This window comes from Nocardia sp. NPDC004604 (assembly GCF_040609795.1).
Classification (GTDB): domain Bacteria; phylum Actinomycetota; class Actinomycetes; order Mycobacteriales; family Mycobacteriaceae; genus Nocardia.
This window is the reverse complement of sequence record NZ_JBEXLC010000066.1, coordinates 34,636-47,917: the sequence shown is the minus strand read 5'-3', so window position 1 is coordinate 47,917 and position 13,282 is coordinate 34,636. Positions and strand designations below refer to the sequence as shown.

At 67.2% G+C, this 13,282-nt stretch carries 10 protein-coding genes; 8 read left to right on the top strand and 2 right to left on the bottom strand.

The window, feature by feature from the left end; genetic code table 11:
- Nucleotides 1–399 precede the first annotated feature (399 nt).
- The 3 genes from ABZW16_RS23655 to ABZW16_RS23645 all read left to right on the top strand — a co-directional run bounded on the left by ABZW16_RS23655 (nt 400) and on the right by ABZW16_RS23645 (nt 3,726).
- On the top strand, nt 400–1,104 hold the full coding sequence (locus tag ABZW16_RS23655) for an enoyl-CoA hydratase-related protein (RefSeq protein WP_354958139.1): 705 nt from the start codon (nt 400–402) through the stop codon (nt 1,102–1,104).
- Nucleotides 1,105–1,198: 94 nt separating this feature from the next.
- Complete coding sequence (locus ABZW16_RS23650) at nt 1,199–2,470, top strand: M20 family metallopeptidase (protein ID WP_354958138.1); 1,272 nt, start codon at nt 1,199–1,201, stop codon at nt 2,468–2,470.
- Between the two features lie 89 nt (nt 2,471–2,559).
- A complete protein-coding gene (locus ABZW16_RS23645; protein WP_354958145.1) occupies nt 2,560–3,726 on the top strand; it encodes a M20 family metallopeptidase in 1,167 nt (388 codons plus the stop codon).
- Nucleotides 3,727–3,780: 54 nt separating this feature from the next.
- On the opposite strand, the gene ABZW16_RS23640 is transcribed toward ABZW16_RS23645, so the two are convergent.
- Nucleotides 3,781–4,260, bottom strand: coding sequence for a gamma-glutamylcyclotransferase (locus ABZW16_RS23640; protein ID WP_354958137.1), 480 nt, complete (start codon nt 4,258–4,260; stop codon nt 3,781–3,783).
- A 125-nt stretch (nt 4,261–4,385) separates the two neighbouring features.
- Between ABZW16_RS23640 and ABZW16_RS23635 the strand changes: the two genes are divergently transcribed.
- The 4 genes from ABZW16_RS23635 (at nt 4,386) to ABZW16_RS23620 (ending at nt 9,769) form a co-directional block, all read left to right on the top strand.
- Nucleotides 4,386–5,789: an NAD(P)H-quinone dehydrogenase gene (locus tag ABZW16_RS23635; RefSeq protein WP_354958136.1), complete on the top strand. Its 1,404-nt coding sequence runs from the start codon at nt 4,386–4,388 to the stop codon at nt 5,787–5,789.
- 456 nt (nt 5,790–6,245) lie between these two features.
- On the top strand, nt 6,246–7,256 hold the full coding sequence (locus ABZW16_RS23630) for a hypothetical protein (protein WP_354958135.1): 1,011 nt from the start codon (nt 6,246–6,248) through the stop codon (nt 7,254–7,256).
- A gap of 139 nt (nt 7,257–7,395) precedes the next feature.
- Entirely contained in the window at nt 7,396–8,367 is a 972-nt protein-coding gene (locus ABZW16_RS23625) for a hypothetical protein (protein WP_354958134.1), read from the top strand.
- Between the two features lie 226 nt (nt 8,368–8,593).
- Nucleotides 8,594–9,769 (top strand): PLP-dependent aminotransferase family protein, encoded by a 1,176-nt coding sequence (locus tag ABZW16_RS23620; RefSeq protein WP_354958133.1) that lies wholly within the window; start codon nt 8,594–8,596, stop codon nt 9,767–9,769.
- A 14-nt stretch (nt 9,770–9,783) separates the two neighbouring features.
- On the opposite strand, the gene glpK is transcribed toward ABZW16_RS23620, so the two are convergent.
- Nucleotides 9,784–11,283 carry a glycerol kinase GlpK gene (gene glpK / locus ABZW16_RS23615; RefSeq protein ID WP_354958132.1) on the bottom strand — a complete coding sequence of 500 codons (1,500 nt, stop codon included), beginning with the start codon at nt 11,281–11,283 and terminating at the stop codon, nt 9,784–9,786.
- Nucleotides 11,284–11,546: 263 nt separating this feature from the next.
- Here glpK and ABZW16_RS23610 point away from each other — a divergent pair, with 263 nt between their 5' ends.
- Nucleotides 11,547–13,280: a glycerol-3-phosphate dehydrogenase/oxidase gene (locus ABZW16_RS23610; RefSeq protein ID WP_354958131.1), complete on the top strand. Its 1,734-nt coding sequence runs from the start codon at nt 11,547–11,549 to the stop codon at nt 13,278–13,280.
- Nucleotides 13,281–13,282: the final 2 nt, after the last annotated feature.

The window sequence follows — 13,282 nt, the reverse complement described above, 5'->3', positions numbered from 1 at the left end:
GTCCGCGCCCCGAAGATTCAGCATCGCGTAGCGATTCGATGAGGGGTGGTGGTCGGGCGACGGGTGGGCCTCGCGTCCGAGCCGTCGAGACTCGTGCCTGCGGCGCATGCGCTTCGACGACTCGGCTGAGTTCGATGGCCGAGCCTTCGGCTCGGGCGCGAGACGGGCCGCGAACGGTCGCTCGTAAGACTCGCTCCGTGGTGGTCACCTCTAGCGGGCAGTGTGGCGCCGAGGTGCACCCACCATTGGCCGAGATTCGTGCCTGCGGCGCATGCGCTTCGACTCAGCTGAGTTCGATCGCCGCAGCTCCGTGCGGACGCGAGATGGGCCGCGCACAGGCCCGCCGGATGTTTGCTACCCGCGAGTAGGTGTGCTGTTGTACACCGTTACGCTGCACGCATGCCGTATCTGGAACGTGAAGGGGATGTGTTCGTCGTCTACCTCGGGGGCGAGGGGCAGACCGACAGCGAGAACCGTTTCCATCCGGATTGGATCGATGAATTCCACCGGCTGCTCGACCAGGTGGAGGCGTCCGAGGGGCCGGCCGCGCTGGTCACCACGGCGACCGGGAAGTTCTACAGCAATGGCCTCGATACCGACTGGCTGTTCGGCAATGTGGACAAGATGCACGGCTACCTCGACCGGGTGCACAGCATCTACATCCGGCTGCTCACCTTCCAGATGCCGACGGTGGCCGCCGTCAACGGCCACGCCTTCGGCGCTGGCGCCATGCTGGCCACCTCGCACGACTTCCGGGTGATGCGCGCGGACCGCGGCTTCTGGTGCCTGCCCGAGGTGCACCTCGGCATGCCGTTCACCGTCGGTATGAACGCGCTGCTCACCGAACGACTGACCAACCAGGTCTGCGTGCAGGCCATGACCGCGGGGCACCGCTTCGCCGCCGACGAGGCCATTACCGCGGGCATTGTCGATGCGAAGGCCGATGCTGATGAGTTGCTGAAGTCCGCGATCGAGCGCGCTGCCGCACTCGCGGCAAATCGCAAGCCGAATCTGCCGGTAATCAAGCGCGCGCTGCACGCCAAGGCGCTCGCCGGTCTCGCGACGCCCACTACTCCGGAGAATCTGGCGTTCGCCGGGGAATAACGTCAGGCTGATCGCAATCTCGGAAGCGCGCTAGCCCATCGCGCCCGGGGCGCGGGGTGCGCTCGATCGGCGGCGCAGTGCAACACTGTGTGCCATGCCACCACCGCGCAGCGGGCAGCCCGAATCACGCACGGATAACCAGGTCGCGCACGCCGCTGGCGACTGCGCGCCGGTCGGTCCGGGCGGCGCGGATTCGGCGGCCTCGGATGCCGCGATCCTGGCCGCGGCGGCCGAACTGATCGCACTCTCGCATTCCATCCACGCCGAACCCGAGCTGGCCTTCGCGGAGACTCGCAGCGTCGCCAAGACCATCGCGCCGCTGGCCGCGCGCGGCTTCCAGATCGAGACCGGCATCGCCGAACTGCCGACCGCATTCCGCGCCAGCTACGGATCCGGCGAGCTCACCGTGGGCATCTGCGCCGAGTACGACGCGCTGCCCGAGATCGGACATGCCTGCGGGCACAACATCATCGCCGCCGCCGCGGTCGGCGCCGGACTGGGCCTGGCCGAGGTGGCCGATGCGCTCGGCATCACCGTCGTCGTGTTCGGCACGCCCGCCGAGGAGAGCGGCGGCGGCAAGGTGCTGATGTTGGAGCGCGGCGCTTTCGACGATGTCGCGATGGCGCTGATGGTGCATCCCGGCCCCTACGAGATCGTCGACGCGCGTTCGCTGGCGCTGGCGGATCTGTCGGTGGTGTTCCACGGTCTGGAGGCGCATGCGAGTGCCGCGCCGGAATTGGGCCGCAATGCGGGCGACGCGGTGACCGTCGCGCAGGTTGCTCTGGGATTGCTGCGCCAACATCTCCGCCCTGGACAGCAACTGCACGGTATAGTCAGCGACGGTGGCGTAGCCCCCAACATCGTTCCCGGACGTGCGGAACTGCTGTATTACCTACGTGCAGTCGACTCCGCATCCCTCGACGATCTGATGCGACGGGCATCGGCTTGTTTCGAGGCGGGTGCGCTGGCGACCGGCTGCACGCACGAAATCCGGACGGTTGCGCCGACATATACCGAGCTAACCCCCGATTCGGCATTACTGTGTGCCTATCGCGAGCAGATCATCGGCTTGGGCCGGGTGCCGATCGCACCGGAACTCGAGGCGCAGCGACCGCTCGGAAGTACGGATATGGGCAACGTCACCAACGTCATTCCGGGCATCCATCCGGTCATCGGCATCGATGCCGGTGGGGCGGTGACTCATCAGCCCGGCTTCGCCGCGGCGAGTATCAACGCCTCGGCGGATCGCGCGGTTGCCGACGGTGCGATCGCCCTCGCACGTACCGCTATCGCGGTGGCCTGCGATGCAGTACATAGAGACAGGTTGTTGCAACGGCTCGTTCAACGACAGGAGGACATTCGGTGAGCACTACCGGCCGCCCCACGGCGCGCGCGGCGGGTCCCGAGGCGGCAGCACGCGTGATCACGGTTGATCCGCGCAGCGCCGCTGCGGACATCGCACAGACCGGGCAGGAAGCGGTCGAGGCATGGCTTGCCGAGCACACCGTCGACCTTGTCCAGTGGCGCAGACATATCCACGCCAATCCGGAGCTGTCCCGCACCGAGTTCGCGACCACCGAATTCGTCTCGTCGTGGCTGACCAAGGCCGGGTTGACGCCCCAGAAGATGCCCAACGGCACCGGAGTGCTCTGTGACATCGGTCCGGCCGACGCGCCGCGGATCGGATTGCGCGCCGATATGGACGCGCTCCCCCTGCAGGAGTTCACCGGACTCAGCTTCGCCTCGACCGTCCCCGGCGTCTCACATGCCTGCGGACACGACGCACACACCGCGATCCTGCTCGGCACCGCGCTCGCGCTGGCCGATCAGAAACTGCCGGTCGGCGTGCGGTTCGTCTTCCAGCCCGCCGAAGAGGTGATGCCGGGCGGTGCTATCGATATGGTCGCCGCCGGTGCGATGGAGGGCGTCGACCGTATCTTCGCGCTGCACTGCGATCCGCGCCTCGAGGTCGGTCGGCTGGGCATCCGGGTCGGTGCGATCACCTCGGCTGCCGACACCATCGAATTGGTGCTCGATTCGCCGGGTGGGCACACCTCGCGCCCGCATCTGACCAGCGACCTGGTCTATGCCATCGGCACCGTGATCACGGGGCTGCCCGGACTGCTCAGCCGCCGCATCGACCCGCGCACCAGCACCGTCATGGTGTGGGGTGCGGTCAGTGCTGGCAAGGCACCCAATGCGATTCCGCAGACCGGCATGCTCACCGGCACCATCCGCACCGGCGATCATGCGACCTGGTCGTTGCTGGAACCGATGGTGCGCGAGATCGTGGACGGCCTGCTCGCCCCGACCGGGGTGCGCTACCAGCTGAACTACAAGCGCGGCGTGCCGCCGGTGGTCAATGACGAGCAGTCGACCCGGATGTTCGAGGACGCGATCCGCGCACTCGGCCCGGACGCTCTCGCCGACACCCCGCAGTCCGGCGGCGGTGAGGATTTCTCCTGGTACCTGGAGGAGGTGCCCGGTGCGATGGCCCGCCTCGGGGTCTGGTCCGGACACGGCGAACAGCTGGATCTGCACCAGCCGACATTCGATATCGATGAGCGCGCGCTCGCGGTGGGTGTCCGGGTGCTCAGCAAGATCGTGCTGAACGCGGGCTGACAGCAAACACCTGGAGGCGGCCGATCCGAACGGATCGGCCGCTTTCGTTTCCGCTCAGCTACCGAAGAAGCCCGGGCCGACGTTCTTGCTGTTGCGGGTGCGCAGCGCGTGCACGTATTCCGCTGGTGCGCCAGCCTTTTCGGCCGCGTCCGCGATCACACCGATATACCGCGCGGAGGGCAGCCCGCCCTCGTACGCGTCGAGTACGTACAGCCAGGCGAGGATCGGGTCGGAACCACTACCCGGGCTCGGCGTGACGCGCAGCCGGACCTTGCGGTGGATGCCGAAGTCGGAGCCCTCCCAGCGGTCGAGGCGCTGTTCGTCCTCGGGGGATACGTCGTACAGCACGACGAACACCTGGGAGTCCGGCTCCTCGACGACGGTCGCCAGCGGCCCCTCCCAGCCGATGTCGTCTCCGCTGAAGGTGAGGCGCCAGCCTTCTAACCATCCTGTCCCGGACATCGGGGAGTGCGGACAGCGCTCGAGCATCTGGGACGAGTCCATGTTCGACCCGTAGGCGGCGTAGATCGGCACGACGCAAGGGTATCCAATAACCTGCGCACATCGTCTCTATCCCGGCGAGATGACCGTGTGTTCGCCAGCTAACGTTGTTTACCGGCACCGGAGATCCCGGTCGAACAGCTCGAGCGGAGGTATCCATGACCCGCATAGCGATCATCGGTGGCGGACCGGCCGGTTATGAAGCGGCCTTGGTTGCGGCGCAACACGGAGCAACGGTCACCCTGATCGACTGCGACGGCATCGGCGGGGCATGCGTCCTGTGGGACTGCGTGCCGTCCAAGACCTTCATCGCCTCGACCGGCGTGCGCACCGATCTGCGTCGCGCCCGTGACCTGGGCATAACCCTCGATCCGAGTCAGGCGCAGATCGAACTGGGCGAGGTGAACGCGCGGGTGAAGGCGCTCGCGCTGGCCCAGTCCTCCGATATCCGATCCAAGGTGCAGGCCGCCGGAGTGACGGTGCTGGCCGGACGCGGTCAGCTCAGCGATCCGGCCACCGGGTTGGCCGCGCACCGCGTTCGCGCGCTGCTGGCCGATGGCACCGAGGAGACCATCGAGGCCGAAGTTGTGTTGATCGCCACTGGTGCGAGCCCGCGCGTGTTGCCCGGCGCCGAGCCCGACGGCGAGCGCATCCTGAACTGGCGCCAGCTCTACGACCTGGAAGAACTGCCGGAGACCCTGGTGGTGGTCGGTTCCGGTGTGACCGGTGCCGAATTCGTCTCCGCCTATACCGAGATGGGCGTCCAGGTGAAGTTGGTCTCCAGCCGCGACCGCGTGCTGCCCGGTGAGGACGCCGATGCCGCGCTGGTACTCGAGGACGCACTCGCCGAACGCGGTGTCGAACTGGTCAAGCATGCCCGCGCCGATGCGGTGGAGCGCACCGCCGAGGGCATTGTGGTCAAACTTTCCGACGGCCGGACCGTCACCGGTACGCATGCGCTGATGACCGTCGGCTCGATCCCGAATACCGACGACCTCGGACTGGAGCGGGTCGGCATCGAACTCGACCGGGGCGGGTACCTGCGGGTGGACCGGGTGTCGCGGACCTCGGTGCCCGGTATCTACGCGGCGGGCGACTGCACCGGCCTGCTGCCGCTGGCCTCGGTGGCCGCGATGCAGGGCCGTATCGCGATGTACCACGCGCTGGGCGAGGGCGTCAGCCCGATCCGGCTGAAGACGGTGGCCTCGGCGGTCTTCACCCGTCCCGAGATCGCGACCGTCGGCGTGAGCCAGACCGCCATCGATAATGGCGAGGTGCCCGCGCGCACGGTGATGCTGCCGCTGAACACCAATCCGCGGGCCAAGATGTCGGGTCTGCGTAGGGGTTTCGTCAAGATCTTCTGCCGACCCGCGACCGGTGTGGTCATCGGCGGCGTGGTCGTCGCCCCGATCGCCTCGGAGCTCATCCTGCCGATCGCCCTGGCGGTACAGAACAATCTGACCGTCACCGATCTCGCCCAGACCTTCTCGGTGTACCCATCGCTCACCGGCTCGGTGACCGAGGCCGCGCGCCTGCTCATGCGTCACGACGACCTGGACTAACACAGCTGTATTCGATTTGTCGCGCCTGCGGCGCGGCGTGTTCGCAGCCCCCAATATTCAGCATCGCGTAGCGATTCGACGAGGGGTGGTGGTCGGGCGACGGGTGGAGACGGGCCGCGAACGTCGCTCGTAAAACTCGCTCCGCGGTGAGCGGACTATTGGTCGATCTCGCGTGCCCCGAGTCTTACTGTCTTGTCTGGACTTTCACCGCGTTGCCAGTCCGCCGCGCATGTGGTTCACTTCCCGCAGAGATGCGATCGGCGGGCGATCGCGAGGTTCTGTGTGGGGGGATCGATCCTTTCCAACGGGAACGGCGAACGGCCGCTTGGTCGTTCGCCGGTCCTCGTTTGTGGGCTAAGCGTCTCACCAGGGATAACTGCGTGTGACCCACCGGTCGCACACGGGAAGGGATTGCGAAAAGTGAAACATCGTAAGCCGAGTCGGGCGCAGCGAGCGATGGCGAGCACATCGCTGCCACTGGCCACTGCGGCGGCCGTGGCCACTCTCTTCGCGGCACCGGCGGGGGCGGTTCCGGATCAGCCGAGTACACCGACCACCCCGGCACCTGCTCCGGCCGATCCGGGCACCACGGCGCCAACGGATCAGGGCCAGCCGGAAACCACAAAGCCGGATCCGGGCAAGCCGGAGACCACCAAGCCGGATCCGGGCAAGCCGTCGCAGAGTCAGCCGACACCGAGTCAGCCGGGTGTCACGACGCCGGATCCGAACCAGGTTATGCCGAATCCGCCGAAGGATCCGAAGCTGTCGGTGCCGACCCAGCCGGGTGTCACTACCCCGCGCGTCGCGCCGCTGCCGGTTCCGGGGCAGACCGGACCCGCGGTTCCCGCGGTCGTACCGGACACGGCTCCCGGCACCGAGCCGAAGCCCGCGCAGCCCGGTACCACCGCGCCGGGTGCGTCCACTCCGAGCGATCCGAATGCCAGGACCGCGCAGCAGCCGGAGACCGACACCCTGGTGCAGCAGCCACGCTGGGCGGCTCCGCGCTTGCAGCAGGCCCCGGCCGCACCGGTTGTCGAGATGGACGGTCCGCACCAGGAGGTCGGCGCCAATATCGACGGTGGCAGCCTGGCGCCCGGTTATGTGGCCAACACCCATCACTTCAACAATGCCGCTGGCTACGTCGGCACCATCGGGTACCGCACCCCGACCGGGCAGGGTGAGGCCGGTGTCTCGGTCGAATACGTCGGCGCCAACACCGTCAAGGTCACCACCTACACCGGTGGTGAGGGCCTGGCCGACAACAAGACCGAGGTGATCCTCGACACCACGCAGGCAAATATGGCCAAGGCCGCTGTCGAGCACTGGATTCGGGAACAGCCGGGTGGCGCTGCTGCGCTCGAGGCCGCCGCGCAAGTTAAACTTCCGTTGCCGCCAGGCGAACTGGCTCCGCAGACGGTCAACGTTGCCGGGGTCACCACTCAGTGGGGTGGGTCACTCCAGTACTGACACGAGCTGATTCGACGGGTGGGGCGGTCGTTCGCGACCGCCCCACACGTGTGTCCTGGGGAAAGGATTTGGTGTGGGCTCCGAGGGTGATGGCAGGAACAACCAATCCGACCAGTCCGGGTCGGAGTTCGGTCCTCCGTTGGACGATTTCGGCCCGCCGGTCTCCGAATTCGGCCCACCGGTGGGTGAATTCGGTCCGCCGACGGGTGGGCAGGTCCGACCACAGTGGTCGGTGCCCGAGCCCGCCACCGATCATCCCGAGCTGATCTGGCGTCCCGCCGACGAACCGCAGACGGTGCCGCCGCCACCCCCGCAGTACCGCGCACCTGATACGACGGTATTCGGTGACGCGCCACCGCCACCCGCGCGACGGCCGGAGCCGCCGGCCGAACCCGATCCCACCGAGGCCACCGTCCGGCATGCGACGCCGCAGCAGCGCGAGATCTGGTGGAGCAACCCGACCGAGTCCGGCGGTGTGCCGAAACCACCGTCCGAACCGTCCGGCCTGTCCTGGGCCGATGATCCGATCGCCAAACGCCTTGCGCCGAAGCTGCTCTCCGATGAGATCAGCGCGACCCCGTCGCGTTCCGGTTCGCGGGGGCGGTGGATCGTGCTCGGTGTGCTCGCCGCCACCATGGTGGTCCTCGCGCTGGTGGTGACCTTTGTCGCGGTCAGCCGCGACGACAACAGCAGCCCGAAGGCGGCATCACCGCCACCGCCGAGCACCTCCGCCGCGCTGAGCTGTCCGGCGAGTAGGGACGGCAAGGTGACCCGTGGCAATGGCCAGGGCGACACCTCGAGCGGCGCTGGCGCGATCCTCGGCTTCCAGTACGAGTTCTACGTCGGCCGCAGTGGCGAGCGGGCCAGGAAGTACGTCGCGCCGGATGCGGAGAACGTGTCGACGGCCGAGATCATCCAGCAGGCCATCAACGAGCAGATTCCGGTCGGCACCACGCATTGCCTGCGGATTGCCGAGGTCGCCAGCGACACCTTCGAGGTGGACCTGACCGAGCATCGTCCAGATGGCACGACCAATGTGTACCGGCAGACCGTCACCACGGTGGTCCGGGACGGCAAGACCGTCATCTTCGCGATCAAGGAACGCATCTGAGCTCGACCGCCTCCCCGGATCTTTGCCGGTCGCCGGGTGCCGCGACGGGTCTCGTCACGGGCTGATGGTCGGGCGGGTATCGAGTTCTGGGCGTACCCGGCGAGTTACCCACGTGGGTGCGAGAGCAGTGGCTCGGTTTTTTAGATCATGGGATGAATATTTCGTATCTTGGCGGCGATGTGGGACAGTGGGGTTTCGCGTACCGTGGCGTTCCCGGAGGTTTCCCATGTCGCCGACCAATCCACCGCTCGCGGCCAAGCTGGCCGGACTGAAGAGCTCGGCGATCCGTGATCTGCTGACGCTGACCACCCGCGCCGAGGTGATCGGCCTGGCGGGCGGGCTGCCGGATGCGCAGCTGATGCCGCGTGAGCGGCTCGCCGCGGCGGCCGAGGGCGCGCTGCGCACTTCCGCAGTGCTGCAGTACACCGAGTCGCCCGGGTGGGCGCCGCTGCGCGATGTGCTGCGGCAGCGCGAGTCGGCCAAGCTGGACCGTGCGGTCGAGCTCAGTGAGGTGTTCGTGACCCATGGCTCGCAGCAGGCGCTTTCGCTGCTCGCCGAGGTGCTGCTCGATCCGGGTGCACTGGTCGTCGTCGAGGATCCGGCGTATGTCGGCGCGCTACAGGTTTTCCGGGCGGCGGGAGCGCGAATTGTGGCGGTGCCCTTGGATTCCGATGGCATGCGGGTGGACGTGCTGAAGGAGTTGCTGGCCCGTGGTGAACGTCCGACGGTCGTGCACACCGTGAGCAACTTCCACAATCCGGGTGGTGTCACGATGAGTTCACCGCGCCGTCGCGAGTTGGCCGAACTGGCCGACGCGTACGGCTTCTGGGTGATCGAGGACGACCCGTACGGTGAGCTCTGGTTCGACCGGCCCTCGCCCGATCCGGTGGCGACCTATTCCCGCAATGTGATCCGGCTCTCCAGCGCCTCGAAGATCCTCTCGCCCGCGCTGCGCGTTGGCTGGATGGTGGCCCAGGACCGGGTCTGTCGCGCGGTCGAATTGCTGAAGCAGGGTGCGGACCTGTGCGGTTCGGCGCTGACCCACCAGATCGTCGCCGAACTGCTCACCGACGAACCGTGGCTCACCGGCCATATCGATACCGTCCGCACCGCCTACGGCGACCGTGCCAAGGCGCTCGTGCACGCCGTGCGCACTCGCTTCGGCGATCGCGTCACCTGCACCGACGCCACCGGCGGCATGTTCGTATGGGCCGATTTCACCGATGGCACCGATACCGATCGCCTGCTGCCCCGCGCCATCGACCACGGCGTCGCCTTTGTGCCCGGCTCCGCCTTCGCCGTCGATACCGACTACAGCCACTCGATGCGCATGTGCTTCACCACTTTCGAAGCGGCGACGCTGGAGGAAGCGGTCGACCGGCTGGCTCGCGCGGCCGCGTAGGTACGGCCGGCGGGTCATTCCACCCAGTTGTACGTGCGCTCCACGGCCTTGTTCCAAGCGGCGAGCTGGGTTTCGCGGTCGGCCGCCGACATCGACGGTTGCCAGGTCTTATCCGCGGCCCAGTTGGCCCGGATGTCATCGGTGCTCTCCCATAGCCCGACGGCCAGCCCGGCCGCGTAGGCCGCACCGAGTGCGGTGGTCTCGTTGACGACCGGGCGCACCACCGGGACGTCGAGAATGTCGGATTGGAACTGCATGAGCAGATCGTTGCCGACCATGCCGCCGTCGACCTTGAGGGTGGTCAGTTCGAGCCGCAGCTGCTGGGATTCGGCGTCGGCGCGCATGGCGTCCATCACCTCACGCGTCTGAAATGCGGTGGACTCCAATACCGCCCGCGCCAGATGCCCCTTGTTGACGAAGCGGGTCAGGCCCGCGATGACGCCGCGGGCGTCCGGGCGCCAGCGTGGCGCGAAGAGGCCGGAGAACGCGGGGACGATATAGGCGCCGCCATTGTCCTCGACGCTGCGGGCCAGCGGCTCGATGTCATCGGCGGTGGAGATGATGCCGAGATTGTCCCGGAACCATTGCACCAGGGAGCCGGTCACCGCGATGGATCCCTCCAGCGCGTATACCGCCGCCTCGCTGCCGAGCCGGTAGCAGACCGTGGTGAGCAGCCCGTGCTTGCTGAATACCGGTGTGGTTCCGGTGTTGAGGAGCATGAAATTGCCGGTGCCATAGGTGTTCTTGGCCTCGCCGGGGGATAGGCAGGCCTGGCCGAAGGTCGCCGCCTGCTGATCGCCGAGGATGCCCGCGACGGGTATCCCGGCCAGCGGGCCGGAGCCGATCTCCGCGTAGATCTCCGATGAGCTGCGGATCTCGGGCAGCATCGACTCCGGCACGCCGAATTCCGCGCAGAGCTGCGGATCCCATTGCAGCGTACGAAGATCCATCAGCATGGTGCGCGACGCGTTGGTCACATCGGTGATGTGTCGACCGGTGAGATTCCACAGCACCCAGCTGTCCATGGTGCCGAAACACAGCTCGCCCGCCTCGGCACGGGCCCGCGCGCCCTCGACATTGTCGAGGATCCAGCGCAGTTTCGGCCCGGCGAAGTAGGTGGACAGTGGTAGACCGGTGCGCTCCTGGTAGCGCGTCGCGCCGAATTCGCCGCCGAGTTCGGTCACCAGACGATCGGTGCGGGTGTCCTGCCAGACGATCGCGTGGTGAATCGGCTTGCCGCTGGCCCGATCCCACACCACCGTCGTCTCGCGCTGATTGGTGAGCCCAACCGCGTTGATCTCATCGGCGGCGATACCCGTGCTCCGCAGCACCTCGCCGACTACGAATTCGGTATTGCGCCAGATGGTTTCCGGATCGTGTTCGACCCAGCCCGGCCGCGGGAAGATCTGCTCGTGCTCGCGTTGCGCGACGCCCACGACGCGGCCCTGCCGGTCGAAGATGATGCACCGACTCGAGGTCGTGCCCTGATCGATGGCGGCCACATAGCGACGCATTCGTGCAGGCTACTAAAAGCGGCGCGGCCCGCGTAGGAAACCGCGCATCACATCGCGGCCAGCGGGTTGCCGGACTAGTGTTGATATCGGTTACCGGCGGGTAGCGTAGGTTGGCGACACGGCTTCGGCCCCGACCGGAGATCCCGGCCGACTCCCTTAGCCTGTACAACAGAACACCGCCTTTACCGTGCAGCTCGAGCGCATGCCCGAAGACCACAAACGCCGTCTACACCCCGACGCCGCGTCGGCGGGAGGAGTCGAGCATGAACAGGAAACCGGAATCGCAGTTCCTCGGCCCCGAGCAGCGCGCGACGGCATGGGAGCGCTTCGGCAAGGATCACTTCGATGTGGTCGTCGTCGGTGGCGGTGTGGTCGGCTCCGGCATCGCGCTCGACGCCGCGACCCGTGGTCTGAAGGTCGCGCTGGTCGAGGCGCGTGATCTCGCCTCCGGCACCTCCAGCCGGTCCTCGAAGATGTTCCACGGCGGTCTGCGGTACCTGGAGCAGCTGGAGTTCGGACTGGTGCGTGAGGCCCTGCGAGAGCGCGAACTCGCACTGTCCACCCTCGCGCCGCATCTGGTGAAACCGCTGCGCTTCCTCTACCCGCTGACCCATCGCGGCTGGGAGCGCCCGTACGTGGCGGCCGGACTGGTGCTCTACGACACCATGGGCGGCGCGAAATCCGTTCCCGGCCAACATCATCTATCCCGGCACGCCGCATTGCGGCTGGCCCCCGGCCTGCGCAGCGATTCGCTGATCGGCGGCGTCAGCTATTACGACACCGTCGTCGACGACGCCCGCCACACCATGATGGTCGCCCGCACCGCCGCGCACTACAGCGCGGTGATCCGCACCTCCACCCAGGTCGTCGGTTTCCTGCGCGAGGCCGACCGGTTCGTCGGGGTGAAGGTGCGCGACAGCGAGGACGGGCGCACCGGCGAGATCCGCGCGCATGTGGTGATCAATGCGACCGGAATCTGGACCGATGAGGTGCAGGCGCTCTCGCACAATCGCGGTCGCTTCCACGTGCGCGCCTCCAAGGGGGTGCACATCGTGGTGCCGCGCGACCGCATAGTCAGCGATGCCGCGATCATTCTGCGCACCGCCACTTCGGTGCTGTTCGTGATTCCGTGGGGTGCGCACTGGATCATCGGCACCACCGATACCGACTGGAATCTGGATCTGGCCCATCCGGCGGCGACCAGGGCCGATATCGACTATCTGCTGAACCGGGTCAACCAGGTGCTGGTCACGCCGCTCACCCCCGGTGATATCGACGGCGTCTACGCGGGTCTGCGGCCTTTGCTCGCAGGCGAAAGCGATTCGACATCCAAGCTGTCGCGTGAGCACGCCGTCGCGCGGGTGGCACCGGGGCTGGTCGGCATCGCGGGCGGCAAGTACACCACCTACCGGGTAATGGCCTATGACGCGGTGGACGAAGCGGCCCAGGATATTCCGGCGCGCGTCTCGCCATCCATAACCGCGAAGGTCCCGCTGCTCGGCGCCGACGGCTATTTCGCGCTCATCAATCAGACGGTGCAGCTTGCCGACGCATACGGCGTGCATCCGTACCGGATCAAGCATCTGCTCGATCGCTACGGCTCGCTCATCGACGAGGTGATGGCCATGGCCGATGGCAAACCCGAACTGCTGCAACCGATTATGGACGCACCGTCGTATCTGCAGGTGGAGGCCGTGTACGCGGTGGCGGCGGAGGGCGCGCTGCACCTCGAGGATATTCTGGCCCGCCGGACCAGGATTTCCATCGAATATTCGCACCGCGGCGCCAACTGCGCCGAGCAGGTGGCCCGGCTGGTTGCGCCGGTGCTCGGCTGGGATAATGACGAAATCGATTGGGAGGTCAGGACTTACCAGGCCCGGGTCGCGGCCGAGATCCGTTCCCAGACCCAGCCGGACGACGAATCCGCCGACGCCCTGCGCATCGTGGCCCCCGAACCGCGCCCGGAGATTCTGGAACCGGTCCCGTTGGACACCTGAGG

Bases quoted from the DNA above. Each gene is read 5' to 3' on its own strand.
- ABZW16_RS23655 (WP_354958139.1), top strand. From the start codon at position 400: ATGCCGTATCTGGAACGTGAAGGGGATGTGTTCGTCGTCTACCTCGGG.
- ABZW16_RS23650 (WP_354958138.1), top strand. From the start codon at position 1,199: ATGCCACCACCGCGCAGCGGGCAGCCCGAATCACGCACGGATAACCAG.
- ABZW16_RS23635 (WP_354958136.1), top strand. From the start codon at position 4,386: ATGACCCGCATAGCGATCATCGGTGGCGGACCGGCCGGTTATGAAGCG.
- ABZW16_RS23630 (WP_354958135.1), top strand. From the start codon at position 6,246: ATGGCGAGCACATCGCTGCCACTGGCCACTGCGGCGGCCGTGGCCACT.
- ABZW16_RS23620 (WP_354958133.1), top strand. From the start codon at position 8,594: ATGTCGCCGACCAATCCACCGCTCGCGGCCAAGCTGGCCGGACTGAAG.
- glpK (WP_354958132.1), bottom strand. From the start codon at position 11,283: ATGCGTCGCTATGTGGCCGCCATCGATCAGGGCACGACCTCGAGTCGG.
- ABZW16_RS23610 (WP_354958131.1), top strand. From the start codon at position 11,547: ATGAACAGGAAACCGGAATCGCAGTTCCTCGGCCCCGAGCAGCGCGCG.